28 protein-coding genes, 1 pseudogene and 1 riboswitch are annotated in these 24,641 nt (G+C 63.7%); of the genes and pseudogenes, 13 read left to right on the top strand and 16 right to left on the bottom strand.

The window, feature by feature from the left end; translation table 11 throughout:
• The 11 genes and pseudogenes from IV498_RS05020 to IV498_RS04970 form a co-directional block, all read right to left on the bottom strand.
• Positions 1-446, bottom strand: a 446-nt coding sequence (locus IV498_RS05020) for a LysM peptidoglycan-binding domain-containing protein (RefSeq protein ID WP_269045458.1), incomplete at its 3' end; no start/stop codon positions are given.
• 3 nt (positions 447-449) lie between these two features.
• Positions 450-631: riboswitch (cyclic di-AMP (ydaO/yuaA leader) on the bottom strand.
• Positions 632-1,469: 838 nt separating this feature from the next.
• Complete coding sequence (locus tag IV498_RS05015) at positions 1,470-2,888, bottom strand: NADH-quinone oxidoreductase subunit N (RefSeq protein WP_269045457.1); 1,419 nt, start codon at positions 2,886-2,888, stop codon at positions 1,470-1,472.
• Positions 2,885-4,417 carry a complex I subunit 4 family protein gene (locus tag IV498_RS05010; protein ID WP_269045456.1) on the bottom strand — a complete coding sequence of 511 codons (1,533 nt, stop codon included), beginning with the start codon at positions 4,415-4,417 and terminating at the stop codon, positions 2,885-2,887. The genes IV498_RS05015 and IV498_RS05010 overlap by 4 nt, the downstream gene beginning before the upstream one ends.
• 2 nt (positions 4,418-4,419) lie before the next feature.
• Complete coding sequence (locus IV498_RS05005) at positions 4,420-6,357, bottom strand: proton-conducting transporter transmembrane domain-containing protein (protein WP_269045455.1); 1,938 nt, start codon at positions 6,355-6,357, stop codon at positions 4,420-4,422.
• Between the two features lie 13 nt (positions 6,358-6,370).
• Positions 6,371-6,676, bottom strand: a complete 306-nt coding sequence (locus IV498_RS05000) for an NADH-quinone oxidoreductase subunit NuoK (RefSeq protein ID WP_269045454.1) — start codon at positions 6,674-6,676, stop codon at positions 6,371-6,373.
• Positions 6,673-7,269 (bottom strand): NADH-quinone oxidoreductase subunit J family protein, encoded by a 597-nt coding sequence (locus tag IV498_RS04995; protein WP_269045453.1) that lies wholly within the window; start codon positions 7,267-7,269, stop codon positions 6,673-6,675. The genes IV498_RS05000 and IV498_RS04995 overlap by 4 nt, the downstream gene beginning before the upstream one ends.
• A 50-nt stretch (positions 7,270-7,319) precedes the next feature.
• Positions 7,320-8,249, bottom strand: coding sequence for a complex I subunit 1 family protein (locus tag IV498_RS04990; RefSeq protein ID WP_269045452.1), 930 nt, complete (start codon positions 8,247-8,249; stop codon positions 7,320-7,322).
• The gene (locus IV498_RS04985) at positions 8,242-9,645 is read right to left on the bottom strand and encodes a hypothetical protein (RefSeq protein ID WP_269045451.1); all 1,404 of its coding nucleotides are present in this window, start codon (positions 9,643-9,645) and stop codon (positions 8,242-8,244) included. The genes IV498_RS04990 and IV498_RS04985 overlap by 8 nt, the downstream gene beginning before the upstream one ends.
• Positions 9,636-9,983 carry an NADH-quinone oxidoreductase subunit A gene (locus IV498_RS04980; RefSeq protein WP_269045450.1) on the bottom strand — a complete coding sequence of 116 codons (348 nt, stop codon included), beginning with the start codon at positions 9,981-9,983 and terminating at the stop codon, positions 9,636-9,638. Before IV498_RS04980 ends, IV498_RS04985 begins: the two co-directional genes overlap by 10 nt.
• A gap of 69 nt (positions 9,984-10,052) precedes the next feature.
• On the bottom strand, positions 10,053-10,298 hold the full coding sequence (locus IV498_RS04975; RefSeq protein ID WP_269045449.1) for a heavy-metal-associated domain-containing protein: 246 nt from the start codon (positions 10,296-10,298) through the stop codon (positions 10,053-10,055).
• 48 nt (positions 10,299-10,346) lie between these two features.
• Positions 10,347-10,535 (bottom strand): annotated as a pseudogene (locus IV498_RS04970) (metal-sensitive transcriptional regulator); the annotation flags it as partial.
• Between the two features lie 186 nt (positions 10,536-10,721).
• Here IV498_RS04970 and IV498_RS04965 point away from each other — a divergent pair.
• On the top strand, positions 10,722-11,102 hold the full coding sequence (locus IV498_RS04965; RefSeq protein ID WP_269045448.1) for a cupin domain-containing protein: 381 nt from the start codon (positions 10,722-10,724) through the stop codon (positions 11,100-11,102).
• Between the two features lie 279 nt (positions 11,103-11,381).
• Positions 11,382-11,756, top strand: a complete 375-nt coding sequence (locus IV498_RS04960) for a DUF1622 domain-containing protein (protein WP_269045468.1) — start codon at positions 11,382-11,384, stop codon at positions 11,754-11,756.
• A gap of 237 nt (positions 11,757-11,993) precedes the next feature.
• Here IV498_RS04960 and IV498_RS19030 read toward each other — a convergent pair whose 3' ends face one another.
• On the bottom strand, positions 11,994-12,377 hold the full coding sequence (locus IV498_RS19030; RefSeq protein WP_442951286.1) for a hypothetical protein: 384 nt from the start codon (positions 12,375-12,377) through the stop codon (positions 11,994-11,996).
• Between IV498_RS19030 and IV498_RS19025 the strand changes: the two genes are divergently transcribed.
• The 6 genes from IV498_RS19025 to IV498_RS04930 all read left to right on the top strand — a co-directional run bounded on the left by IV498_RS19025 (position 12,258) and on the right by IV498_RS04930 (position 16,570).
• Positions 12,258-12,515: a hypothetical protein gene (locus tag IV498_RS19025; protein ID WP_442951287.1), complete on the top strand. Its 258-nt coding sequence runs from the start codon at positions 12,258-12,260 to the stop codon at positions 12,513-12,515. The two genes, IV498_RS19030 and IV498_RS19025, sit on opposite strands and share 120 nt — an antisense overlap.
• Before the next feature lie 109 nt (positions 12,516-12,624).
• Positions 12,625-13,149, top strand: coding sequence for a redoxin domain-containing protein (locus tag IV498_RS04950; protein WP_269045447.1), 525 nt, complete (start codon positions 12,625-12,627; stop codon positions 13,147-13,149).
• 79 nt (positions 13,150-13,228) lie between these two features.
• Positions 13,229-14,050, top strand: a complete 822-nt coding sequence (locus IV498_RS04945) for an alpha/beta fold hydrolase (RefSeq protein ID WP_269045446.1) — start codon at positions 13,229-13,231, stop codon at positions 14,048-14,050.
• Positions 14,051-14,214: 164 nt separating this feature from the next.
• Positions 14,215-14,865, top strand: coding sequence for a CDP-alcohol phosphatidyltransferase family protein (locus tag IV498_RS04940; protein ID WP_269045445.1), 651 nt, complete (start codon positions 14,215-14,217; stop codon positions 14,863-14,865).
• 414 nt (positions 14,866-15,279) lie between these two features.
• Positions 15,280-15,951 (top strand): TVP38/TMEM64 family protein, encoded by a 672-nt coding sequence (locus tag IV498_RS04935; RefSeq protein ID WP_269045444.1) that lies wholly within the window; start codon positions 15,280-15,282, stop codon positions 15,949-15,951.
• On the top strand, positions 15,944-16,570 hold the full coding sequence (locus tag IV498_RS04930; RefSeq protein ID WP_269045443.1) for a CDP-alcohol phosphatidyltransferase family protein: 627 nt from the start codon (positions 15,944-15,946) through the stop codon (positions 16,568-16,570). The genes IV498_RS04935 and IV498_RS04930 overlap by 8 nt, the downstream gene beginning before the upstream one ends.
• Here IV498_RS04930 and IV498_RS04925 read toward each other — a convergent pair.
• Positions 16,552-17,982, bottom strand: a complete 1,431-nt coding sequence (locus tag IV498_RS04925) for a dihydrolipoyl dehydrogenase family protein (protein WP_269045442.1) — start codon at positions 17,980-17,982, stop codon at positions 16,552-16,554. The two genes, IV498_RS04930 and IV498_RS04925, sit on opposite strands and share 19 nt — an antisense overlap.
• A gap of 162 nt (positions 17,983-18,144) precedes the next feature.
• On the opposite strand from IV498_RS04925, the gene IV498_RS04920 reads away from it, so the two are divergent.
• From IV498_RS04920 to IV498_RS04910, 4 genes are all read left to right on the top strand, one after another.
• Entirely contained in the window at positions 18,145-18,723 is a 579-nt protein-coding gene (locus IV498_RS04920; protein ID WP_269045441.1) for a class I SAM-dependent methyltransferase, read from the top strand.
• Positions 18,639-19,007 (top strand): DUF427 domain-containing protein, encoded by a 369-nt coding sequence (locus tag IV498_RS19020; protein WP_442951284.1) that lies wholly within the window; start codon positions 18,639-18,641, stop codon positions 19,005-19,007. The genes IV498_RS04920 and IV498_RS19020 overlap by 85 nt, the downstream gene beginning before the upstream one ends.
• A gap of 93 nt (positions 19,008-19,100) precedes the next feature.
• Positions 19,101-20,531 (top strand): hypothetical protein, encoded by a 1,431-nt coding sequence (locus tag IV498_RS04915; protein ID WP_269045440.1) that lies wholly within the window; start codon positions 19,101-19,103, stop codon positions 20,529-20,531.
• Between the two features lie 74 nt (positions 20,532-20,605).
• The gene (locus IV498_RS04910) at positions 20,606-21,442 is read left to right on the top strand and encodes a PhzF family phenazine biosynthesis protein (RefSeq protein ID WP_269045439.1); all 837 of its coding nucleotides are present in this window, start codon (positions 20,606-20,608) and stop codon (positions 21,440-21,442) included.
• Positions 21,443-21,476: 34 nt separating this feature from the next.
• Here the strand turns inward: IV498_RS04910 and IV498_RS04905 are convergent, their stop codons facing one another.
• Positions 21,477-21,953: a GNAT family N-acetyltransferase gene (locus tag IV498_RS04905; RefSeq protein ID WP_269045438.1), complete on the bottom strand. Its 477-nt coding sequence runs from the start codon at positions 21,951-21,953 to the stop codon at positions 21,477-21,479.
• A 52-nt stretch (positions 21,954-22,005) separates the two neighbouring features.
• Here IV498_RS04905 and IV498_RS04900 point away from each other — a divergent pair, with 52 nt between their 5' ends.
• The gene (locus tag IV498_RS04900; RefSeq protein ID WP_442951283.1) at positions 22,006-22,833 is read left to right on the top strand and encodes a putative protein N(5)-glutamine methyltransferase; all 828 of its coding nucleotides are present in this window, start codon (positions 22,006-22,008) and stop codon (positions 22,831-22,833) included.
• Between the two features lie 23 nt (positions 22,834-22,856).
• On the opposite strand, the gene IV498_RS04895 is transcribed toward IV498_RS04900, so the two are convergent.
• Positions 22,857-23,264, bottom strand: coding sequence for a hypothetical protein (locus tag IV498_RS04895; protein WP_269045437.1), 408 nt, complete (start codon positions 23,262-23,264; stop codon positions 22,857-22,859).
• A gap of 111 nt (positions 23,265-23,375) precedes the next feature.
• Positions 23,376-24,641, bottom strand: a complete 1,266-nt coding sequence (locus IV498_RS04890; RefSeq protein ID WP_442951282.1) for a multidrug effflux MFS transporter — start codon at positions 24,639-24,641, stop codon at positions 23,376-23,378.

Raw genomic sequence — 24,641 nt, 5'->3', positions numbered from 1 at the left:
TAGACGGCAGCTGCGGGCGCCGCGTAGACAGCCGGTGCGGCAAACGCGGTGGGGACCGACGCGCCCGCCGCTCCGGAGATCCTGATGCTTTGTCCGGGATAAATGGTGGAGTTCATGCCCAATGAGTTCAGGGCAAAAAGGTCATTCAGGCTGACGCCATGGCTGGCGGCAATCGAGCCCAAAGTGTCACCGGATTGGATCGTGTAGCTGGAGCCGGCGGCTGGCCGGACCGAACCAGCGGCGGACGCCGGAGCGGGACCATTGGCCGTGGCCGAAGCCTGGGCGGGCGCTCCCACCCCCAGCATCAGCGCCGAGACCGCGGCCAGCGCAGCCACCGGACGGCCAATCCGGCCGGCGTTGGAGGCGACGACCGTGGAGATTTTGGTTAGCGGGCCGGTCTGAACCGGAGTGGCTCGGTGGCGCGGGGTATGAGAATTCCTGGACAAATGAGTACCTCTCCCAATGCCTGCGGGGTGAGCTGTCGGATTCGGATGGGAGCCACCCGGCCACGCAGTCTCCGGCCCAATTTGGCCCGGACGTTTGTGCGGCTTAACCCCTAGGGCTCTCGCGGAGCCCGATGTTGGTTCCCCCGTCTCTGCCGCACGGATGGTGCGAACGGAACCTTAGGACAGCGGCAGAGCTCGGCAATCCACCCAAGGGTGTCGTCAACTGTTGGAACGGCACAGTGCCCAAATTTACCTGTCGCTGCGGGGAATGTCACATTCCGATTACGGTACATATATGCCGCAGCCAAGGAGCTCCCTGACGCAGCGGAAGTCCGATCAGCCGACCTTCCAAGGGCCCCCGCACGCCTCCGATGCATCTGCAAATAATGCTCTCAGAGTGCATAAAAATGCGAACCCACGCTAAGGAAACCTTGGGATTCCCGGAATTATCGGTGACCTCGGCCACCTCAACCCGGTCGGCCTTTCCATCCGCCGACCTGAATCCGGCGCGCCGTCGAAGCCGTCGATTAGGCCAGATTCCTGCAGCGGTTCGGATTTCAGCGTCCAGGTTCCTGAAAACGGCAAAGCCGTTTCACCAGGTCTTATCCTGCAAATCCTGCCATTGGATCACTTCTACTGGTAGCTCTGCGTTTCAAGTTCAGAGGTATTTAGCGGGAGCCGGCCTGGTTGGGCCGAGATTACGGCCTCTCAGCTGTCCTTGGCTGGTCATGGCGAATGCGTTGCTGAAACGTCCCCTTTGCCGGGTGTTTCGTGATGCGTGTCCTGCCCAGTTGTGTGGTGTCCAGTCCGCTGGGTGGCGGCATTCGTCCTTCAAGAGGAGGATCGGTTCGGGGCGTTCCTTCGGCCAGAACGTCCAACACCCGCTCGGGTCGGTGGTGACGATCGCGATTTCCGAGGCCCTGGGTGGGAACAGGTTGCGTCGTTGTTTGTCGAAGGCCTCCTTGACCCGTTCGCTACCCCCTTCACGCCCGGGGCCCACCGTGGCTATGCCATCGAGTCCGTTTACAGGAGGCGGAGAAGGGGATTTGTGCTCAGGCCCAGTGCCAGCGAGAGGATGGCGAGTGCGACGGCGGTCCGCCCGCCCCAGGTACGGGCGGCCGCCGTCGTCGTGCCCGATGTGGAAGCAGGCGGAGCCTGGAAGAGACGGTGGATCCAGCGCAAATAGTAAAAGACACTGGCCACCGAATTGGCCAGCGCCAAGATGACCAGCCAGCCGAGCCCGGCGTCCAAGGCGGCGGTGAAGGCAGTCAGCTTGCCGACGAAGACCGCGGTGGGGGGCGTGCCGATCAGTCCCAGCAGGCTAATGATGAGGCTTAGCGAGAGCCAGCGGTGCCGCCGAAAGAGGCCCGTGTAGTCGTTCAGCGTGCGGTGATCGGGGAAGGCGCAGACGACGGCGAAGACGCCGAGATTCGTCACGGTATAGGCGAGAAGGTAAAAGAGCAGGCTGGGTCGTGCCAGGGTGGAGTGCCCCGCAGCGGCGACGATCATGAGCAGGTAGCCGACCTGGCTGATGGTGGAGTAGGCGAGCAGCCGCAGGACGCGGTCCTGGAAGAACGCGGCGAGGTTTCCCAGGGTCATAGTCGCCGCCGCCAGCAGCGCCAGGATCAGGGGCCATCCGGGCGGCAATCCGGCCAGAGAGCTGATCCGGAACAGTGCCACCAGAGCTCCGACCTTGGGGATGGTGGAGATGAACGCGGCGGCCGGGCCCGTTGTGCCGTCGATGGCGTCGGGGACCCAGAAGTGTGCGGGCACGGCGCCGGCCTTGAACAGCAGGCCTGCGGCTACGGACAGCAGGCCGACGGCGGCCACACCGGTAGGTGCGTACGGCAGGGTACGGGCGAGGTCCGCGTAACTGGTGCTGCCGCCGGCTCCGAGCAGCAGGGCGATCCCGAAGAGCAGCAGTACACCGAAGAGCGCGCCCATCAGGTAGTACTTGAGCATTCCCTCGGTGCCGCGGGAATCCTTGGCGTAGCCGGCCAGGGCGTAGAGGGGGATGCTGGCCAGCAAGTAGCCGGCCCCGAGCACCAGCAAATCGCTGGCACCGGCCAGCACCAACGTGCCGAGGGCCGCAAGCAGCAGCAGCACGTAAAACTCGGATTCCCGCTTATCCCCGGCGAACCGGTCACCGGCGAGGAGGATAACGACGGCGGTTCCTGCCAGCACCGCGATCCGGACCAGATTCAGGGAGACGTCGATGCTGAAGGTTCCGGCGGCAGTGAGTTCCGCTGGCCCGGTAAGCCGGGCCATGGAAAGGATCAGCGCGGCCACGACGGACGCCAGCGCACCCCATCCGGCCAGGTACTGGCGGCGCCGGGGGAGCCAGCTGCCCAGCAGCAGCACAGCGACGGCGGCCAGCGCCAGTACCAACTCGGGTGCCACCGCATCGAGGCTGATTTCCTCTCCGGAGGATACAGTGTTCACCGTGCGACCAAGTGGATCAGGGTTTGCGCTGCCGGTTCGATCAGGTCCAGCAGGAACCGGGGGAAGATGCCGATGAGCATGGCGAGTGCCAGGAGGGGTGCGACCGAAAGCACTTCACGCGTCTGCAGATCATGCAGCTTCGCTCCCTGAGGGCCTTTGGCGGGGCCGAGGAAAATCCGCTGCAGCATGTGCAGCAGGAGGGCCGCGGTGATCAGGATTCCGAGCAGGGCCAGCGCCGTGGGAATCGGGGCGGCGCTCAAGCTGCCGGTGAAAATTTGGAACTCGGCAATGAACCCGGAGAGTCCTGGCAAACCCAGCGAGCCGAAGACCGCAACTGCGGTCAGGCCGGCAAACCGGGGCGCCGGATCGGCCAGGCCTCCATAGGCAGACATCTCGTACGTCCCGCCCCGGTCGTAGAGCACGCCGGCCAACAGGAACAGCGCCCCGGTCAACAGGCCATGGCTGACCATCTGGGTCACGGCACCGGTTACCGCCAAGGTGGCGGCGGGGCCGCTGTTACCGCCTAGGATCCCCACCGCACCGAGCGCCAGGATGATGTAGCCCATGTGGTTAACCGAGGTATAGGCAACCATCCTTTTGAAATTGGTCTGCGCCATCGCCACCAGCGCACCGTAAAGCACGGAAATGACTCCGACGATCACAAAGACCATCGCGTACGTGCGCCAGGCGTCCGGCAGGATGGGCATGGCAATGCGGATGAACCCGTAGGTTCCCATCTTCAGCAGCACTCCGGCCAGGATCACCGAGCCCGGGGCCGGGGCATCGGTGTGGGCTGGCGGCAGCCAGGTATGAAAGGGAACTGTTGGTGTCTTTACCGCCAAACCGACGCTGATGGCCAGCAAGGCCAGGCCGCCAAGCAGCGGGTCATTTTTCAGCGGATCCACTCGGATCAGCTCGACGATGTCGAAGGTGTGCGGATCACTGGCGAGGTAGAGCACGAGAAATCCCAGCAGCAGGGCCAGCGAGCCGAGAAAGGTGTAGAGAAAGAACTGCAGCGCGGACCGGGCAGCGTTCCCGTGGCCCCAGACGGCGATGATGAAATACATGCCGACGATCGAGAGGTCAAAGAAGACGAAGAACAGGATCAGATCCAACGAGACGAACAGTCCCAACGAGACGCTCTGCAGGAACAGGAAAAGCGCGGCATGGGCGCGCGGGCGGTGCTCCTGACGCCCGGAGTAGATGGCGCACGCCAAAAATAGGACGGCCGTCATCGCTGCCAGCGGCAGGGACAACCCGTCGACACCGATATGGTAGCCCGAGCCGAGGCTGGGCATCCACGCGATGTTCTCCTCGTAGCCCAGTGCGCCTATGGCGCCGCGTCCCCCTGCGCCGTGGTCAATTGCTCCGGCGTTCAGTGCGTAGCCGATCCACAAAGCGATGATCAGGGCAAGGTCGACGGCGGCCGTCGCAATCCAAGTCCACGCAATGAGCAGGCGGCGCCGCTGGGGAACAAGGAGCAGCACGAGGCCCACGAGCACCGGCAGGAAAACCACAAGAGAAAGCACAGTCACCTCAGGACGATGAAAAGGGCGGCAAAGACAATGAGCACAACGATGGCTTGCGCGTAATACTGGTGAACCAGGCCCGTTTGCGGGCGCCGGGCGGAGCGTCCCATGGCCCGCACGGCCCCCGAGATTCGGCCCACGGAACCGGTAAGGCCGTCTTCGATTACGGCATTAATGTGGTGCGCGCTCCGCAGTGTCAGCGCCCCGGCAGCACCAACCCCGCGGGCCAACACCCGGTCATCGAAGCGTGCCAACGCCACGGCAAACGCCATGACCGGGCCGGTGATAACGACTGTCGCGGCGCGTTCCAAGCCCAGCCAGTTCTGCAGCAACCCTGGTCCCGTCAGCACGGCCCCGCCGTCGGTCGCATCCACACGATCAGCCTTGGATCCCGTGCGGTCCACGTCGCCCGTGGCGAGCCGACGGGCCTGCAACCACCACACCGCGGCCAACGCGGCGAGGGCCAAGACCCCCGAAAGCAGCAGCTCCCACGGCTCCGGCGAGGGGGATACCCGTTGGCCCAGCAGCTCCTCCCACCAGCCGCCGACAGAAGGCAGCGCCTCGACACCGAGCAGCACGGCGGCAGCAGCGAGCACCGGCAACGGCAGCAGCCCAGATACCGGCACGGAACGCCGTCGTCGTCCGTCCACGGTACCGGCAGCAGTCTGGCCGTCAATGGACGACTGATCCGGGTTGCCCCACACCACGGCCAGGGCCTTGGCCGCATAGGCTGCACTCACCACGGCGGCGGCAAGGCCGACGGCGTACAGCGGCCCAGACCGTTGCAGTGCGGCACCAAGAATCTGATCCTTGGCGGCCCAGATGGACAACAGCGGTATGCCACCCAAGGCCAAGGCTCCAATGGTGAAGGTAATACCCGGGACCCGGTACCGGCGGCCAACGCCACGCAGTTCCGCCAAGTCCCTGGTCCCCAGCGCCGCCAGCCAGGCGCCGGCCACCAGGAAGAGCAGGGATTTCACCGCGGCGTGGGCGACGAACTGGGCGGCGCCCCCCGATACGGATCCCACCCCTGCGGCGAGCACAATAAAGCCGACCTGCGAACAGGTGGAGGCAGCGAGCAGCTGTTTGAGATCGCGCTGCGCGAAGGCCACAGCGCCGAGCAGCAGCGCAGTCAGGGCTCCGACCCAGGCAACCACCTGCCCCAGCCATATCGTGGCTGCCAGCCCAGGTTCAATGCGAAGCAGCAGGTAACCTCCGGCGGCGACCATGGTGGCTGAATGCAGCAGGGCGGACACCGGCGAGGGGCCGACCATGGCATGCGAGAGCCAGAAACTGAACGGCAGCTGGGCAGATTTTCCCAACGCAGCCAGCGCCAGTCCGGCCAGAGCAACATCGCGCCACGGCCCCTGCATGCCCGCCAGTTCCGCCAGCCGCAGCCCGCCCGCACCCCCGGCAAGCGCAGCACCCGCGGCCAGGTACATGCCCAAATCCGCGCTCCGCGTGGTGATGAACGCCAACGTGGCCGAACGGACCTTGGAGGCGTCGGGCCACCAGTAACCGATCAGGGCATAGGAAATGGCACCCATCACCTCCCAGGACGCCAGCAGCACAAAGATGCCCGTCGACGTGACGGTGATCAGCATGGCGGCCACAAAAAGCAGCATCAGTCCAAAAAATCGAGCCCGGGCTTCGCCGGCCCCGATGTCGGCGCTGGCGAAAACCACGACGGCGAGGAAGACTGCGGCGACGGTGAGCACGGCCGCTGCGGCAAGCCCGTCCACGGCCAGGGCGGCAGGGATTCCTTCCAGGGCGCCAACCTCGACGGAGGGGCGCAGGACAGCAGTGGCGATAGCCAGTCCCAGCATGGCCGCGGCCGCGGCGATGGCCAAGGGTGCCGCGGCCTTGTCAGACCGGCGGCCGGAAACCAGCAGGCAGCCTCCGGCCAGGGCCGGAAGGGCGATCAGCAACCAGAGAACCATGGTCCTATTCCGCCTATCCGACCAAGTCCGACGCGGAATCGGCCATGTCCACATCGCGCGCACGGAAGATCGCCGTCGTAATGGCAAAGCCCATTGCCATTTCCACCGCCATGGCACTGATGGCCAGCAGGACCAGGACCTGCCCGTCGGGCCGGTCGGCGGAGAGGTAGAACCAGAACGCTGCCGCGGCCACAATGATGCCGTTAATGGCCAACTCCAATCCCATCAGGATCATCACAATGGACTGCTGGCTCAACAGCCCGTACAGCCCAGTGGCAAAAAGCGCCGAGGCAAGCAGCAGGAACAATTGCAAGGTCATCGGCCCAACCCTCCACGCACCGGGTCATCCGGGCTCCGGCGGCGCAGGTCATCGCCGAACCGCTCATACCTCCCGCGGTCCGTGGCCAGCACGACGACGGCGACCATGGTCGCGAACAAAACCATGCCAATGACGATCATCACCAGCATGTGCGGTCCCATCAGATCCATGCCCAGCGCCAGCGTTGGATCAGCGTCCGTCCCCATCGCCGTAGTCGCTGCCGCGGTCTTTGCTGCCGTCACGGCCGCGGGCCACGGGGTGAGCAGGACGCCGGCGGCCAGCATGACAAAGACGGCGACAGCGATCCCGATGGACGCCTTGTTGTTATGGACCATTTTCATCGGCATCAGACCGGCCGGATTCATCATGTACATCACCATGAACACCGCCATGATCAGCATTTCCATCACCATCATCAGGACTACCAGTATCCCCAGATAGGACAGACCGAGCAGCAGGATCGGCACCGCGGCGAACAGGAAGGAGGCCAGCAGGGCAAAGGTGGCCCGCGCCATCGAATCCACCCGAAACACGGTTATGCCAGCCACCACCGCACCGAGCGCGCAGATCCCGAAAATGACTCCTTCAAGCATTGACGTCCTCCTCCCATGCGTAAAAATTCAACCCGTTCAGATCCACCCGCTCACATCCAACCCAGCAGGACGAAGATTGAGACCGCCAACGCCTGCACGATGGTCAGGGGCAGCAGCACCAGCCAGCTGATCTCGGTAAAACGTTCCATCCTGACGCCGGGCAGGCGGTGGCCGGCCCCGACCAGCACCGCCAGCACCGCCAGTGTTTTCAGCAGCATCCAGACCCACCCCGGGAACAGCGGACCGGCGCCGCCGCCCAGGAACAGTGGCACCGACATCGCCGCGGCGGCTGCCAGCAGAAGGTAGCGGCCCGTACGCAGCAGCAGCCGGTCCACCCCGGACAGCTGCGCCGCCGCGCCGCCGGCAATGTCCGCGCCGAAGGCCTGCGCAAACGGTGGAGAAAAGGAAAACGCCAACCCGGAGAGTAGGAACACCACGAACGCGACAGGCATGTAGACGGCAAACCACAGGTGTCCCTGATGGTCGGCTATATCGGACACGCGCAAAGACCCGGCCCCCACTCCGGCTGTAATCAGGGCGAACATGTGCGGAAGTTCGTAAGCCAGCCCCTGCGCCAGGAACCGGTTGGCGCCGACCAGGCCCCAAACAGAATTCGAGCCCCATCCCACCATCCAAACTGCGGCCCAGGCCAGCACCTCCATCGCATTGAACCAAACCACACCAACGGATAAGTCGGTGATGGCATTGGTTCCGAGCGGGATTACCAGGATGGCCATCATGGCGGCCATCGGCAGCAGGACGACCCCAATCCTAGACAGCATAGTGTCCGCGCCAGGCGACGCCGTCCGCTGACGTACCAGCAGGCGGGCAGTTTCGCGCCCGGGGTAGCTCCAGGATGCCACCGCCGGCGTGCCTGACGACTTGGCGCGCAGCACGGCCGACCATGCCGCCGTCGCGTATCCGAGCGCACCCAGCAGGATCAGGCCCAGAAGCATCTTCCACAGCATCGGCTCAGTCATTTAGGTGCTCCGCCTTGTCGTGGACGTGCGGGGTTCCAGCCTGCGGTGGCCCAGCCTGCGGTGGCCCAGCCTGCGGTGGCCCAGCCTGTGGTGGCCCAGCCTGTGGTGGCCCAGCCTGTGGTGGCCCAGCCTGTGGTGGCCCAGCCTGTAGGGCTTCAGCTGGCCCGGTGGCGCCGGGGTGAGTTGCCGCGTGCAGGGCGTCAAGATCGGGATCCAAGGAGGCCACAATCAACCGCGCGACCGCCAACTCCTGGCCTGCCAGCAGCGAAGGCAGCATGGTCAGAGACGCCTGGGCAGAGATTGCCCGTTCATCCGCCAGTTGGCTACTGCGGTGCTGCGGGGGCAAGTCATTCCGACCAGAACGGCCGTTCGTAGACGGCTCCGGCACGGACGCCGGCTCCCGGCTGTCCAGCACCGCTGCAACGTCATCGGTCCAACGAAGCCAGCGGGCGGTCACATCGCCCTGCAGACGTGGCGGGGCCGCACCATCAAGCCGTCCCAACCCATTGGTTGACCAGCGCAGCACCGGAGAGCGACGCACCTGCCTGAGCCAGCGGGAGAACCGGGGATTCAGCGGAAAAACCTCGTCGAAGTCCAGCAATTCGTCACGGAGCCAACACCCCGTTCGGGCCGCCGCACTCCAGCCGGCCACCCACAGGAACCGCTGCAGCGAATCCGCCGCCGCGGCTGCCCGGACGCGACCGGTTTCGGCCGCACCGACGGACGCTTCGAGACCGTCCCAAAACGGAACGCCGGGTCCCGGACTCAACGCCGAGACCTCAGCGCTTTGCGCAACATCGCCTTGCACGAGCAGCCGGACGATCAATCCTGCGGGCCAGTGCGGTAAGGCGGGTCCCAGGACCAGATGCAGCTGATCAAGTTTCAGTCCGTCGCGGTCGGGTGCCCGGTCCGCCATTGGCAGCCCTCCCGGCAGATCCATGTCCATGCCGCTCATGTCCATGTTGCCGTGGTCGTCGCCGCCCATGTCCATGTTGCCGTCGTCGTCTCCGGCCCCATCTGTATTAAGGTCGTTGTCGTTAGCCGAGGGTGGTTGCGTGACAGCTCGGTCGGCGTCACTGCGGCGCAATGCAGCCAGGTCGGTGAGCGCAGCCCGGGAGGGGTCCAGACTGGTCCCGACCGCTTCCGGGGCGCACACCTCTGCCCGTGCACGGGGGGCGGGAAACTGCGACCACACTCTCTGGGCAGCGGAATCGAAATCTGCCCCTCCCTGCCCGCACAGCACCAGCAGATCAGCATCCGCCGGACTCAGCGCCTCAGGCCAGCCGCGCTTCCTGAGCTCCTTCTCCACGGCCAGCCGGACCGCCGTCGCACCCGGTGCGGTGATGACAAAGGCGTGCGGAATGGCTAGGACCAGCAGTCGTCGGGTCAACTCCATCGGAAGGCTCCTTCGCGCCAGGCGTAGATGACGGCCGCCACCAGAACCGCGAGGAAGGCGAACATTTCAACCACCGCGCCGGCACCTATCCGGCCGACCACCAGCACCCACGGGTACATGAACACCATTTCCATGTCGAACGCCAGGAAGATAATCGAGACGGTGTACCAGCGCACGTGATACCGCGAGACGGCGTGTTCAAGTACGGGCATCCCTGACAGGAACGGCTCCGTATTCAGGGGCTTACGGACCACCCGCACCAGTGCGGAAAGGCCGTAGACGCCTAAGGTGATGGCCAAGGCTACGACCAGCAGGATCAGGGCCACACCGAATTCCATCTGACTACCACCGTTCCTGTTTTCTCGTCACCTCGGCCTTACCCCTGCCAACTCCTGCTTAGACCAAAGTCACGTCGCTGGCTCCATGCCGTCGCTGGCGATGACGAGGTATCCCGCTTCAGCAACAGCCTCGCCGATTTCTTCGGGCGAAATCGTCAGGTGTGAGGTGACAATGGCGGTCGAGACACCACCCGCGTTCAGGTCGACGCTGACATCGTCCACGCCCTTGAGGGACTGGAGTTCCTCCATCACCGAGGACACGCAGTGCCCGCAGGTCATTCCCGAAATGCTGACGGTTGTTCTTATGGATTCCATGTTCCGGTTCCTTACTCGTTGGTCTGTGGCGCCCATGACAGTGGGGCTTTAGCGCAGCAGTCGGCCGATGGCGTCGCTGGCTTCCTTGACTTTCGCCTGGACGATCGCGGGGTCACCGGTCGCCTCAGACTCGTGCGCCGCCCCGACGACACAGTGGGCGATGTGGTCCTCGATCAGGCCGAGGCTGACTGCGTGCAGGGTCTTGTTGATCGCCGCCACCTGGGTCAGAATGTCAATGCTCATAATGCTTCCTTCCACTGAAGGGAATCTATACCCCTCGGGGGTATTGGGTCAAGGTGCCGTGACCTTGCCGACCAGGGCACAGGGCCGACAAACGACAACGAGACCGCTTCCTGGCGATTCCAACTCGGCGCCATCCACCGACTTCCTGAGTGTCCGCCAGTTAGTGATTAAACTTGGCCCATGCGGATTATGGATCCCGCCAGTATCACCGAGGCATTGGAGCTGGTTGAAGACCATTGGACTCCTCGTATAGTAGGGCGGGTCAACGATCAATACGTTAAGGTGGCCAAGCTCCTTGGCGAGCTGGTGTGGCACGCGCACGACGACGAGGACGAAATGTTCCTCGTTATCTACGGGCGCCTCAAAATCCAGCTCGAGGGGGCTCGAGAAGTGTCGCTGGATCCGGGCCAGTTCTTCGTCGTGCCAAAGGGGATGCACCACAATCCCTTGGCCGAGGAGGAGGTTGGCATCGTGCTGATCGAGACGGTGACCACGGCGCATACGGGGTCAGTACAGTCGGATAGAAGTGTCTCCATTGAACGGCAGCTCCCGGCAGGCTGATCGGCTTTTTGTTACACACAGCTGATTGCCGTTCGATTTACGGGCTGCCTCTCCGGGCCGATTCGTGACCTCCTCATTGGACAGCCCGCCATTCTGTTACTCGCCGGAGCGGTCTTCGTCCTCCGGGAAGCGCTGCCGAGAGCCAGTGGCATTGGGCAAGGGTGAATGATCCGTAGGTGAACAAGTCGTTGGCCTCGGGCGAATGGACCCACGAGGTCGTCTTGCGTGTCACAGGCGGGTGCTGGTGCACCAGAGGGACTGCAGGCTACCGTGGTGAGCATGGATTTCCAAGCTGCGGTTGAGGTTGCCGGCCGAGTCATCGATGCGGCGGGCGTTGCCGCCGTCGTGGCTGGTGCGGTGCTGGCAGCGATCCTGGCCATACCCAGACTTGTGCGTCGACAGGCCGGAGTGTACGGAAGGTTCCGCCGGTTCCTTGGCCGCTCAATTCTGCTCGGTCTGGAACTGCTGGTCGCGGCGGACATCATTCGCACCGTCGCCGTCAGTCCGAGCCTGCAGAGTGTGGCAGTACTGGCCCTGATCGTGCTCATCCGCACCTTCCTGAGCTGGTCACTCGAACTGGAAATCACCGGCAGGTGGCCGTGGCAGGGGAAGGAACAGCAGCCCAGCGCGTCGGCCGAGTCCCAAACGGAGTAAGCGTATATTGGCTGCCGGAATACAGCTGGGCGAGACGTTGGCCGGGCCTGTTCCTGTGCCGGCTCTCTCTCTCCGCTTAGGGCGCGATGGTCGTCTTTCCCCGGTTGGGGAGGGTTATCCTTTTGCGGCGCGTCAAAGCGCTGACACGCGAACATAGGGCTGGAAGGGACACTGTCACGTCCGAAAGCCGACGAGCTTGGGTGTTCCGTCGCCGTAATACAGCACAAGCAGGGGGAATTATCGACAGTTCCAGCAGGAGTCGCCGCGGTTGGGCGAAGTAATCGTAGGCCAGCCGGATCCGTTGGGTGAGGAAGTGCCGTGCGGTCGGCGGCAGTCGGCCGATTTAGACGTCCGGCATTCCGCGTGGGGTTCCGCCGGCAGTGGCGGTTCGCCTGAGTTCCAGATTTTCAAACAGCACGTGAACGTCTTCGCCCTTGGTGGTGAACCTGCCGTTGCAGGTAGTGGGACAGGTGCCGTATCCCCAGAAATCCATGACGTCCGTTGCCAGAAGCACGTCCACGCCAGGGCTGCTGCGGCGCCGAAGTAGACATCTTCCATAAGGGACGGTTCGGCTTCGACGAGTCCATCGGCCAAGCCGCGGCCGTCGATCTGCTCGTGCACGGCGTCGACTTCGACGTGTTCGTCGAAGGACCAGGTGACGCCGTCGTCGAACCCGTTGACAATCCCGACAGCCACTTCGACCGGTTCATGCTTCGCGCTCTTTTGCACGGGACGTCCAATGCAAAGGAGACGGACTAAGCCGAAGGAGTAGAGCTTGAGCGTTCGGCTTGTTCAGCGGACCGCCGATTCACGGAACGAACCGGGTGCCACTGGGAATTGTCGGAAGCAGCGTCTTGTTGTGGCCAATATGACGTTACTTCCTACACAGTCCGCACCCGATCTTTCCCTTGAACTGGTTGGAACGGGAACCACCGCTGACCTGGACCTCGGTACCGGAGACGGTGGCCGCTTCAGCATGATCGTCTTCTACCGGGGTCTGCACTGCCCGATCTGCCGCAAACAGTTGAGCGAGATCGACAGGCGGATTGAGGACCTCAAGAGCGCAGGGATCGGCCGGGTCGTGGCGGTCAGCATGGAAACCGGGGATCGCAGCAAAAGCGTCGTGGAGCAGTGGCACCTGGCCAACCTCCCCGTTGCCCATGGTCTGAGCGAAGAATCCGCCCGGTTCTGGGGCCTGAACCTGTCGCGGGCGATTAAGGATGGCGAGCCCGAACTGTTCAACGAACCTGGCATCTTCATCCTGGATGATGACGGGACACTGTTCTGGTCCAGCACGGCGACCATGCCCTTTGGCCGTCCGTCCTTGGACGACGTTCTGGCCGGGGTACGCTATGCCTATGACCACGCCTACCCGGCCCGCGGCGCGGCCTGAGGACGGCGACGCCTGAAACCGGTGTTGCCTAAGCACCGCGCCGTGAGGGCTTGCGCGGACAAATCGGAGGGCTAAGACCATGAATGCAACCGCAGCGCCAGTCGAGCGTAAACAACTACAAGTTGCCGGGACAGACATCTCCTATCTGCGCAGCGGCGATGACCAGGCGCCACCGCTGTTGTTGCTGCACGGGACGTTCTGGAGCCGCGTCTGGCTGCCGATCATGCCTGAGCTGGGCACCAACAGGCGGTGCTTCGCCTTGGATCTCCCTGGCTTCGGGCGAAGCGGCGGCGAACTGGACCTCGCCGGCGCTACTGTGCCGGCCTTGGCCACGACGGTTCTCGCCGCGGCAGATGCCCTCGGATTGGACAGCTTCGATCTCGCCGGGCATGATATCGGCGGTGGCATAGCTCAGCAGATCGCGGCAACCAGCGGGCGCGTGCGAAGGCTCGTCCTGATGAATTCGGTGATGTTCGATTCCTGGCCGGTTCCCGCGGTGGAGCGGTTCCGCGACCCGGAAATTCGGGCGGCCACCACGGTCCGGGAGTTTCTCGACGCCCGTGAGCTCTCGACCCGGGGAGCAGTCAAACGCACGCTGAATGAGGACGAACTCTCCCAATACTTGTCGCCATGGAGCTCCCCGACGCGGCAACGATCGTGGATGGCCATGGCGGCGGCAGCGGACGCCCGATTCACTATGGATCTTGTGCCGCTGCTGCAGCGGGAAAACATACCGACCCGCCTCGTTTGGGGCCGCGACGACGATTTCCAGAAGGTCAGTTTTGCGCGCCGTTACGTAAAGGAAATCCCGGGGTCTGACCTTGTCGAAGTGGATGGAAAACACATCCCCACCGAGGATTCACCGGCCACAGTCGCACGGGCGATCCTTGACCACCTGTGAACTGATCGGGACACCGCGGCGTGGCCGGGGACTCGGTTGGGCATTAATCACGACGATGCCCAGTTAGCTCAGATGTGGGAGAAACACGCATGCCTATGGCTCAGAATTCCCTGTTGGCGCCACGCGGCAGTTTGAATGCTGCCAGTAGTCGGGATGCAACCAACATGCTGCTCGGAGTTCTCTGGCAGAAACAATGGCAACCCGGAGCGTGGGGTGAGTTCCTCGAAGCTGCTGCACTTCGATCGTTCAGCCAAGCTCGTGCGCGCCCGGGCCCCTTCCTGCAAGTCACCGCGTTGCACCTGGCGATAGGGCTTGCCGCGGACAGGCGGCACGGCACCTGGGTCGCGCTGAGCTGGGCTCTCGCCGGGAGCCACCTCGGCTTGCTGGACGCGCAACAGAATCTTGGCTGGGCCGACACGGTGACCCTGATTCGGGCGAATCTCCCTGTTCTCGAAGACAGACTAGGGCGCTGGATTCCGGTTCTGGCGCTTGCCAGCGACTGGGCCGATGGCAGGATCGCTCGAAAACTCGGTGCCGTAACACTCTTCGGTCAGCACGCCGATTTTCTTGCGGATACCGCTTTTTGGACGTGGTTCATGTTTCAGCACGAAACGAGCCGCCGGGAAAAGTTGCTCACCTTCTTCGCCTGGGCGGTACCGCTTGGGTGCATCGCCGCACGGAGCTTCGCGACAGGCCGAATGGTTGACATACACCGGTCACGCTGGCTGCGCCCGTCCGCAGCGATAGAGGTGCTCATCGGTGCCAGCGCCGTTCGACGCCTGTTCTGCCGCAACGGCGCCGGCCGCAACACCTGACGCGGCGTGCAACGCGTATTGAACCGCTCGCCGGTCTGTCCACGCGGGAAAGGTCATGTTTGGTGTTTCCGGGTCGCGGTGGTCGTTCGGCCTGATGATGATAGCCTCCGAAGGCGTCCGAACCAGGAAATGTTCGTCCGCCTATCCCGGCCATCCCGGCCATCCCGGCCGTCCCGCCCATGTTGGCTATGCCGGCGGACGCTCGGCGATTGTGTGCCGGATCGCAGAACCAAGGAGCAGATTGCCCGTAGGGTGGGTCAGAGCTCAACACACGAAGGTCGGCCGTCAGGCGGAGACCCCGATGGCTCGAGGTGTGCAGGGAGGGACCGTGAAAGGCATTGACGCGGTGGGAGTTGACAGCGGAATCAGCAGGCACGGGATCCGAGCGCGAGCGCGCCCTGTCCGGGATGCCCTGTGACGGGTGGTAGTGGGCTAAGCGGGCGACAGCTGATCTTTCGTGTCGCGATTCTGCTGGTTGTGGTGGCTGCCGTAACCGTGATCGCTCTGGTGTTTCCGCTGCCTTCGGTCACGGAAATCCGTGGCCGCTTTGGCACCAGCGGCTGGTGGGGACCTGTGGCCTTCATATTGAGTTACGCCATCCTGACTTTGGCGCCGGTGCCGAAAAGTGTCTTATCAGTCGCAGCCGGGCTGGTATTTGGGTTGGCCGGCGGGCTGGCCATCGTCTTTTCGGCCGCGATCCTGGGAGCGGCTGCTGCCTTCTGGCTGGGCCGTTGGCTGGGCCGGGAGGCTGTGGAGAAGTTCACCGGGGCACGGGTCGAAAAAGTCGATCGACTGCTGCGGCGGCGCGGACTGGTGGCCGTGATTGGTGTCCGGCTCGTTCCAGTCCTGCCGTTCACGGCGATCAATTATGCCGCTGGGCTGACTTCCATCCGCTGGTGGCCATACTTCCTGGGCACCGCTATTGGGATCCTTCCCGGGACTGTGAGTTTCGTGACGCTGGGTGCGTTTGGCCTGCAGCCAGGCTGGGAGCTTGATGTGGCCCTAGGTACGCTCGGCGTGCTCACTCTGGCGGGGGTGGTTGTCGCTGTTCAACGACGCCGGACAGGGGAGTCCACCGATGTTTGACGCCCGGTTGCGGATCGCTGCCGAACCTGCGTTGGCCCGGGCGGCTCGCTGGCTCGACCGCCCCTTGATCACTCCTAATCGTCTGACCGGACTGAACTTGGTCCTTGGCCTCCTCAGCGCTGCCCTTGCGGCGGGGCAGTGGTGGCTGCCCGCTCTGGCGGGTTGGTTGATGTGCCGCCTCGCCGATGGCCTCGACGGCCCGCTGGCTCGACGCCGGAACCACGAGGCAGGCGTCCAAGATACCGGTCAGGGCGGATTCTGGGACATCTGTGCCGATTTCATCGTCTACGGCGCAACGGTTGTCGGTGTTGGTATAGGCGCGACGACCGCGTTTGATGCCCCGTGGCTGCCGTTCCTGCTGGTCCTTTTCTCCTATTACATCAACGGCACAGCATTTTTGGCTTTTTCATCCATCGCGGAGAAAACAGGACGCCAGCTCCGGGATGGCCGAACCCTTTCCTTCCTGGGCGGCCTCGCTGAAGGTGCCGAGACGGTGGCCGTGCATAGTCTTTGGCTGATCTTCCCGGGCGCTGCATGGGAAATCGCATCCGTCTGGGCGCTGCTGGTTATGGTCAGCGGCGCCCAGCGGATCATCGTGGGCTACCGGTCGCTGCGGTGAGGGGACCTCGTGTCCAGCCGACGGCGCCGGAACCAGACCAGCATGGTCATGGCCAGGCGGGCCACCGGCGAGGCGAGACGTCCCCTGACATCGGCCAGGGCCGCATTCCAGACGCCATCCGAGTAAGTGGGATAGGGGTGCGTTGTGGCGGCAAGGTCAGAGGTTGTCATTCCGTTCTGCACCGCAAGGGTCAGCTCCGCCAGGGATTCTCCCGCCCGTGGCCCAACGATTGTGCCGCCGAGTATCTTTCCGCGGCGGTCCACAATCAGCCGGGTAAATCCGACCGTGTTGTCTTCCGTCACGGCGCGATCGACGTGGATGTGGCTTATCATCCGGGAGCGATGCTTCGGTCCGTCATTGGCGGTGGTGAGTCCGACGGCGGCCAGCTCCGGAGACGTGAATGTCACCCTGGGCACCGTGGCGCTAACCTGGCGTCTGAGTCCGAGTACTGCGTTGGAGGCAGCCACGCTGGCATGAACACCGGCCAGATGGGTGAACTGAGGATTTGCGGTCACGTCTCCGGCAGCCCAGATGAGTGGGTTGGAGGTCCTCATCCGCTTATCCGTCACAACGTGACCGGCCCGGTTCACCGTGACTGCGACCCTTTGAAGACCAAGGCCTGCGGTTCGGGGTGTGCGTCCGGTAGCCAACAGGACTGCGTCCGCGTCAACGACTTTTCCGTCGCGCAGTCGGAGCCGGCACCCCGCGTCCGTGCCCACGGCGTCCGCGATCGTGGTGTTCTCCAGGATGGCCACGCCGTCGTATTTCAAACTTACCCGCACCAGGGCCGCAGCGTCCGGTTCTTCCTTGCCCAGGATCCGGGAGCGGGCGATCATGGTCACCACCGATCCAAGCTGGGCGAAGGCCTGGCCAAGTTCGCAGGCGATAGGACCGCCACCAATAATGGCCAGCCGGGCGGGAAGGGTGTCGAGCTCCCAGATCGTCTCCGAGGTGAAGGTAACCCCAGGGGCCAAGCCCGGGACGTGCAGGGCGGCCGGGGCTGCTCCGGTAGCGATCAGTGCCTGCCGGAAGTGGATGGTCCTCCCGTTGACTTCTGCGACACCGTGTGCACGGAATGTCAGGTTGCCTTTGATGACCCGCACACCGGCATCGTCGAGGGCCGCCGGAGAATCGACGGGTTCAATGGTGTTGATTGCGGCGGATATGCGCTTTTGGACGGCGTTGAATGCCGGTGGTTGCCCGGTGACGGCACGCATGGTCCTGGCGTGTTCGGCCACGGCGAGGAGGGTTTTGGAGGGCACGCAGCCTGTCCACAGGCAATCCCCGCCAGTGCGGGATCGTTCGACAAGGACAGTGCCCGCGCCGAAGCCGGCCGCGGTTTTGGCCCCCACGATCCCCGCGGTGCCCCCGCCCACGACCAGCAAATCAATGATCTTGTTCCCGGCTGCCATGATGGACTCCTCCTGCTCGACCGGCAATGCCAGATTTGAGGCCGGCGAAACTGAGCCTCCGAAACTATCCCGAAGGAGTCCGCCATCGGCGACAAATACACGCACTTTGCCCGGTTGTATGACCTGCTGTCCGGCGAATACCCTGTCTATCATGCCGGAAGGGTGCTCGGTATCACCGCTTTGGCGCCGCGCACGGGCCAGCAGGTGCTGGATGTTGGATGCGGAACCGGGCTGAATTTTTCCCTGCTGCAGCAGCGGGTCGGCACGTCGGGGACCATAGTCGGCATCGACCGCAGCGCCGACATGCTTAACATGGCGCGGCGGCGGGCCACAGCGCGCGGCTGGAACAACGTCATCCTGGTCCAAGCCGACATGGTACTTCTGGATCCCAGATCGATCGCTGCCCGCATTGAGGAGAGCGGGGGATCGGCAGCTTCGGATGCCGCTCTGGCAACGTACTCTCTGTCGCTGATGGGGGATTGGACGCGGGCCTGGGCGAATATGACGGCATTACTGGGACCAGGCGGCCGCCTGGGGGTGGTGGACTTGCAGGATCCGGTGGGAGGTGCCCGCTGGTTGATACCGTCGGCGCGGCTTGCGTGTGCACTCGGAGGATCCGACATCACTGCGGCCCCGTGGCGCGCAATAGAGCAACAATGTGTCAACGTTCTTCGCGGCTCTGCCCGGGGTGGTCACCTCCAGATCCGGACCGGAGACATGCCGGAGGCGCCGGTAATTTGAGCGCAAACGCTCATCCAGGTCTTGGCGAGCCATACCGTCGGAGGTCGGAAGAACTACCAAAGGGGGCTCTTATTGGGCATGATGGGACGCATGTTGTGTGGCGCTATTCTGGGTTTGGTGGCTGTGCCCGTCATCATGAGTTCGTCATGAGCGATTCCTACCGTGCCCGCGCCGGTGACCGCCAAGTCCGGAACGCTGCTTGGTCCTATCCCTGGCCCTCGCCGCTGGCCAGATGGATCAGATCTCACGTCGCCTTCGACAGCGGAAGCGGCACCCATCGATGACAGCATGCCCTAACCTCCCATGACCCCGGCAACCATGCTGCGTCGGGTCTTGGCTGCCGCAGCCCTAAAAAAACTTGACGAGCAGGAGAAATCATGACCATTGCAGCGTTCCTGCGACGCATCGAGCTGGCGACCCGGCCGATCCATCCGGAAAGCAGGACTGCGCTGGCTCGGCGGTGGGCGGAACTGCCGGATCACGTTAAAACGCCGGGCCAGCTTTTGGGGAAGGCAGCGGTGGGGTGTGAAGGTACGCACGGAGTGTTCCCCAAATGCAACCTGACCTGTTCGCCCTGCTATCACTCGGCCGACGCGAACAAGGTTAGGGTCGACGGCAGTCACACGGTCAGGGCGGTCAGGGATCAGATGGAGTATTTGCGCAGCGTCCGCGGGCCGCGGGCACACGCGCAGCTGATCGGCGGAGAGGTCAGCCTGCTCCCGGCGCAAGACCATGCCGCCGCGCTGCTCGCGATGCGTGCCAACGGACGTGAGCCGATGTCCATGACACACGGAGACTTCGACTATCAGTACCTGCTGGATGTCGCACTCGACGGGGACGGTAAGCCACGCTTTGGCAAAGTATCATTCGCCGCCCACTTTGATTCGCTGATGCGGGGGCGTCGGGGAGCAGTGCGCCCGCACAGCGAGGCCGAACTCAACCCGTTCCGTGCACGGTTCGCGGACATGTTCGTCGACCTCAAGCGCGATTATGGCATCAGCTCCTACATCGCCCACAACATGACCGTGACCCCGTCCAACGTCGATCAGGTTGAAGAGGTGACCCGGGCCGTACTGGAGATGCCATACGACATGCTGTCCTTTCAGCCGGCGGCCTACATCGGGGACGATCGCAGGTGGACCGAAGATTTTGGTGACGTCACCATCGACGCCGTCTGGTCCCGGATTGAGGCGGGCGCGGGACAGCGTCTCCCGTGGCAAGGCACCCAGTTTGGAGATGTGCGCTGCAACAGGACGTCGGTGGGACTGCGGGTCGGAGCGGCTTTCACCCCTCTGCTGGATCCGGAAGACCCCGCAGACCTTGCGGCCCGCGACCGGGTCCTTGAGCACTTCGGAGGAATGATTTTCGGGGGCGCACCTAAAACCGTTGTCACGGTCAAAATTGTGCGCGCCGTGCTGGGGCACCTGGAGGACGTCCCAGTTCTGATCCGGTTCGCCGCGCGCATGCTCAAACGTGCCGGCGGTCCGCGCCGTGTGGTGGCGGCGGCATACGGAAGACGGCTGGGCTTTAAAACGTTTGTGGTGCATAACTTCATGGTCGCTGCCGAGGTGCAACCGGCCTGGACACTCATGGAGCAGGGAGTGGTCAGCGATGACCCCAAGATCCGGGAGACCCATGAGCGCCTCGGCTCCTGCATGTACGCGATGAGCCATCCTGAGACCGGACGGTTGGTCCCGGCCTGCGTCCAGCATTCAGCCCTTGATCAAGCCGAAAACGCCGGACTGCGAAAAATGTTGCCCATCAGACCCGTCTCATCAGCGACGCTCACCTCACCGGCCAGCGTGTGAGGGCCGACAGGTCAGAGACAGCGGGCAGGGACAGCGGGCAGAGATGTGGCACGGTGGTCTTGTATCCTTCAATCGTGGCCGCGAAAAATTTCTCTCAGGTTGACGTCTTCAGTCAAATTCCCTTCCAAGGCAATCCGGTGGCGGTCGTCTTCGACGCCGATGACCTGCCAGATGATCAGCTGGCGGCCTTCGCCCGCTGGACTAACCTGTCGGAGACAACCTTCCTGCTGCCGCCAACGCAGCCGAAAGCCGATTACCGCCTGCGCATTTTTACGCCGGGCGGGGAACTTCCGTTCGCCGGGCATCCGACCTTGGGCAGCTGTCACGCTTGGCTCTCCTCGGGAAACGTGCCACAGGCGGCCAGTACCATCGTGCAGGAATGCGGTGCGGGGCTAGTCCGGATTCGCAACGATGCCGGCCGCCTCGCCTTCGCGGCGCCCCCGCTGCGGCGCACCGGCCCGCTGGAGCAGGAAACGCTGCAGCGCGCCGTCCGGAGTCTGGGCATCGCACCGGCTCAGGTTCTGGACCAACAGTGGGTGGATAACGGGCCCGGCTGGTTCGGGCTGCTGCTCGATTCGGCGGCCTCTGTGCTGGCCGTAAGGCCCGATTTTGCGGCCATGCGGGGAATGAAGATAGGGCTGATCGGTCCTCATCCGGCCGGGTCGACGGCGGACTACGAGGTGCGTGCCTTCGTTCCCGATCTGGGCGTAAATGAGGATCCGGTGACGGGAAGCCTAAACGCGGGTCTCGCCCAATGGCTGATTGGCGCAGGCGCCGCCCCGGACTCATATACGGTTCGTCAGGGCACAGTTCTGGGACGTGACGGGCGCGTTCACATCGACCGTGTCGGTGCGGACATCTGGATTGGAGGCAACACCACGACGTGCGTTGCCGGAACGGTGAGTTTCTGATGCCTGGCGGAAACGGCGCTCTTCCGCTGCCGGTTCAGCTGAGCCCGCTGAGTGAATAAAACAGATAGTCCGCGTCGCTGTGCGTTTGGGTGAATCCGGCGTGGGAATACATGTGCTGGGCAGGATTTTTTCGGTGCACACCAAGAGTCAGGGTCCCGAAGCCGCCGGAGTGCGCCTGGCTGATGAAGGACATCAGCAGGATGGTACCCAACCCCCGTCCGCGCCAGGTGGGCAGCACATGAATCGTCGCCAAAACGGCCTTGCCGCCGTCGTCCATCCACAGATAGTAGCCCAGCGGCAACCCGTCAATTTCAATAATCGCTGCACGATCGATGTTGGTGACCCACATTTCGAGGTTCCGGTCCAGGGCTCGCGTCCATGCCGGCTCGCTGGCGGGCTCAAACTCGCGCATATAGCTCAGCTCGCCGCGGTAGATCATGGGCAGATCGGTGATCACCGCAGCCCGCAGGCTGTAATCCGCGGTGATGCTGTGGTCTCCGCTATTGTTCATGGATATCCTTTATCCCTGCTGTGCGCTTCATCGGACCAGGGTGAGGCGGGTTGTGCCCATCGGCCGAAGGGAAGGCCTGTTCATTTCATCGTTTGAGTCAACTCTGCTTCGTTCGGTCCTCATCGGCAAGCTGCGGGCTGCCGGCTGCGTCTTTGCCGAGGATGAGGCGGAGCTGCTGCTTGCGGCCGCACAGAATCCGGCCGACCTTGCCGCCATGGCGGACCGGCGCGTAGCCGGCTTGCCCTTGGAGCATGTTCTGGGTTGGGCGGAGTTCTGCGGCCTGCGGATCACCGTGGACGCCGGGGTCTTCGTGCCCCGGCGCCGCACCGGCTTTTTGGTCCGGCAGGCCGCGGATCTCGCCCGACCCGGTGCGGTGATTGTCGATCTGTGCTGTGGGTCCGGCGCGGTGGGGGCCGCGCTGCAGGCCATCGTTCCGGGGGCACGCGTGTACGCCACCGATATCGATCCCGCTGCGGTCCGGTGTGCCGGAAGCAACCTCGCTGGCGGCGGCGGTCAGGTTTTCGCAGGGGACCTCTTTGAGCCGCTGCCCGCTGCGCTTCTTGGCCAGGTTGACGTCCTGGTCGCCAACGCGCCCTATGTACCAACGGACGCGATCGCCATGATGCCGCGAGAGGCACGTCTGCACGAGGCCCATGTGGCACTTGATGGTGGTGGGGATGGATGTGATGTCCAGCGGCGGGTCGCCGCCGGTGCTGGCCCGTGGCTGGCGCACGGAGGGACTGTGCTGCTGGAGACCAGTGCTGGCCAAGCGTCCACCAGCATGGAGATCTTTGCGCGGAACGGATTCGGTACCCGGCAGGTCAGTTCGGCTGCGTTCGATGCCACGGTCGTTATCGGAACCAAAGCCGGAAGCAAATAATGCCCAGGGGGCCGGCTCGTCCGTCAGACAAAATCCATTTCGACCCGCAGGAAGCGTTCAGCTTCGGCTATGGCTGCCGCGAAGGACTCCTCTTCGGTAGGTGACTGCCGCGGAGACTTGGGATGCCACTCGTGTGGAGCGGAATGCACCCGTTCAAACCCGTCTCCGGGAGGGGCGTAGAAGATGCCAAAACGCTGTACCGGCCACTCCGGGGAAGTCTCCGGAGCCACCAGCAGGGCCGCATCCAGCGCCGGGTTGAACCACTGAGCGATGGGCCTGCGGCGGTCCTCGGTAAAGAGTCCGGCGGCATAAAGGGCAGCAGATTCACGGCTGGTGTTGGCCGACAGGCGATCCCACCACAGCGGTAAAATACCAGCGTCCAAACGCAACCACGTTGCTGGAAGAGAATCTGATGCCTGCCATCCGAGCATAATTGAATTTTATCCCGCCGGCTTTGTTCCCGAACAGAGGCCGGTGCCTATCGGCTGGCACAAGGCCGAGCGATTACCTCCAGCCACGCTGACGTCCGGGTGTTGGAACGATCAGAGGGCGGGCACGGTCCTGGGCCTGACCACCAACCAGAGCGAGGCAATCAGCAATGCAATGCAGCAGGCCATAATGGCGCCCATGGGCGTGGCACTCTTAACACCAAATAAGCCCACCAGCGGGGAGAGTATTCCGGCGAACCCGAAGGTGGCTGCGCCCAGCAGTGAAGCGGCCGTTCCGGCCTGGGCACCGTGCCTGGCCAAACCGAGTACCTGGATGCACGGAAACACGAACCCGGTGGAGAGAATGTAAAACCACAGCGGGATTATGATCCCCCACAGGCCAAGATGAGCGCGGTCCAGGATCACAATCAGCACGGACATGAGCAGCTGCATGGCGCTGGCGCCGGCAATAACCCATTGGGGGCCGATACGGCGCAGCAGCCTGGCCGAAACCTGGACACCCGCCACAATGCCCAGGGAGTTGACGCCGAAGAGCAGTCCATATTGCTGCGGCGAAAAGCCGTAGACGTTCTGGAAAAGGAAAGGGGAGGCGGACAGGTAAGTGAACAGGCCTCCGAAGTTCAGACCCCCCACCAGCAGTGTGCCCAGGAATGTCCGGTCCGCGAAGACGGCCCGGTAGCGCTGGAAAATGGTTGAGCTCGAGCTTCGACGCCGCTCTGCGGGCAACGTTTCGACAATCAGGAACAGGGCGGCCAGCAGCACCACCAGCCCGTAGGCGGCAAGGAACCAGAAGATTCCGGGCCAGGCCATGATACCCAGCAGCTGCGATCCAATGACAGGAGCCAAGATTGGTGCCATGCCATTTACGAGTGCCAGTCGTGAAAACATGCGCACCAGCGGGTAGCCGCTGAAAAGGTCCCGCACCATGGCCATCGCCACGACGCCGCCCCCGGCGGCACCAATGCCTTGAAGCACGCGGAAGATTCCCAGCATGGCGATATCGGTGGACAGCGCCGCGCCCAAGGAAGCGAGAACGTGCACTGCTGTCGCCAGAATCAGGGGAGTGCGCCGGCCCATCTTGTCGCTGAACGGGCCCACCACCAATTGCCCGAGGGCAAAGCCGATGGTTGTGGCAGCGAGTGTGAGCTGCACGGCCGTGGCGCTGGCATGCAGATCTTTTTCCAGGATGGGAAAGGCTGGCAGATAGAGGTCCACCGTGAAGGGTCCCAGCGCCGTCAGCATGCCCAAAATGAGGATGTAGACCAGCTTCTGCCGGCGTGACAGCGCGTCCCCGGGATGGGTGGATGTACTCAAAAGATTTCCTCGGTTGACTAGTTCACTCACGGCTGAGCCCACCAT

Origin of the sequence: Paenarthrobacter sp. Z7-10, assembly GCF_026932795.1 — a bacterium.
GTDB lineage: Bacteria > Actinomycetota > Actinomycetes > Actinomycetales > Micrococcaceae > Arthrobacter_M.
This window is presented reverse-complemented; position numbering and strand designations above follow the sequence as displayed.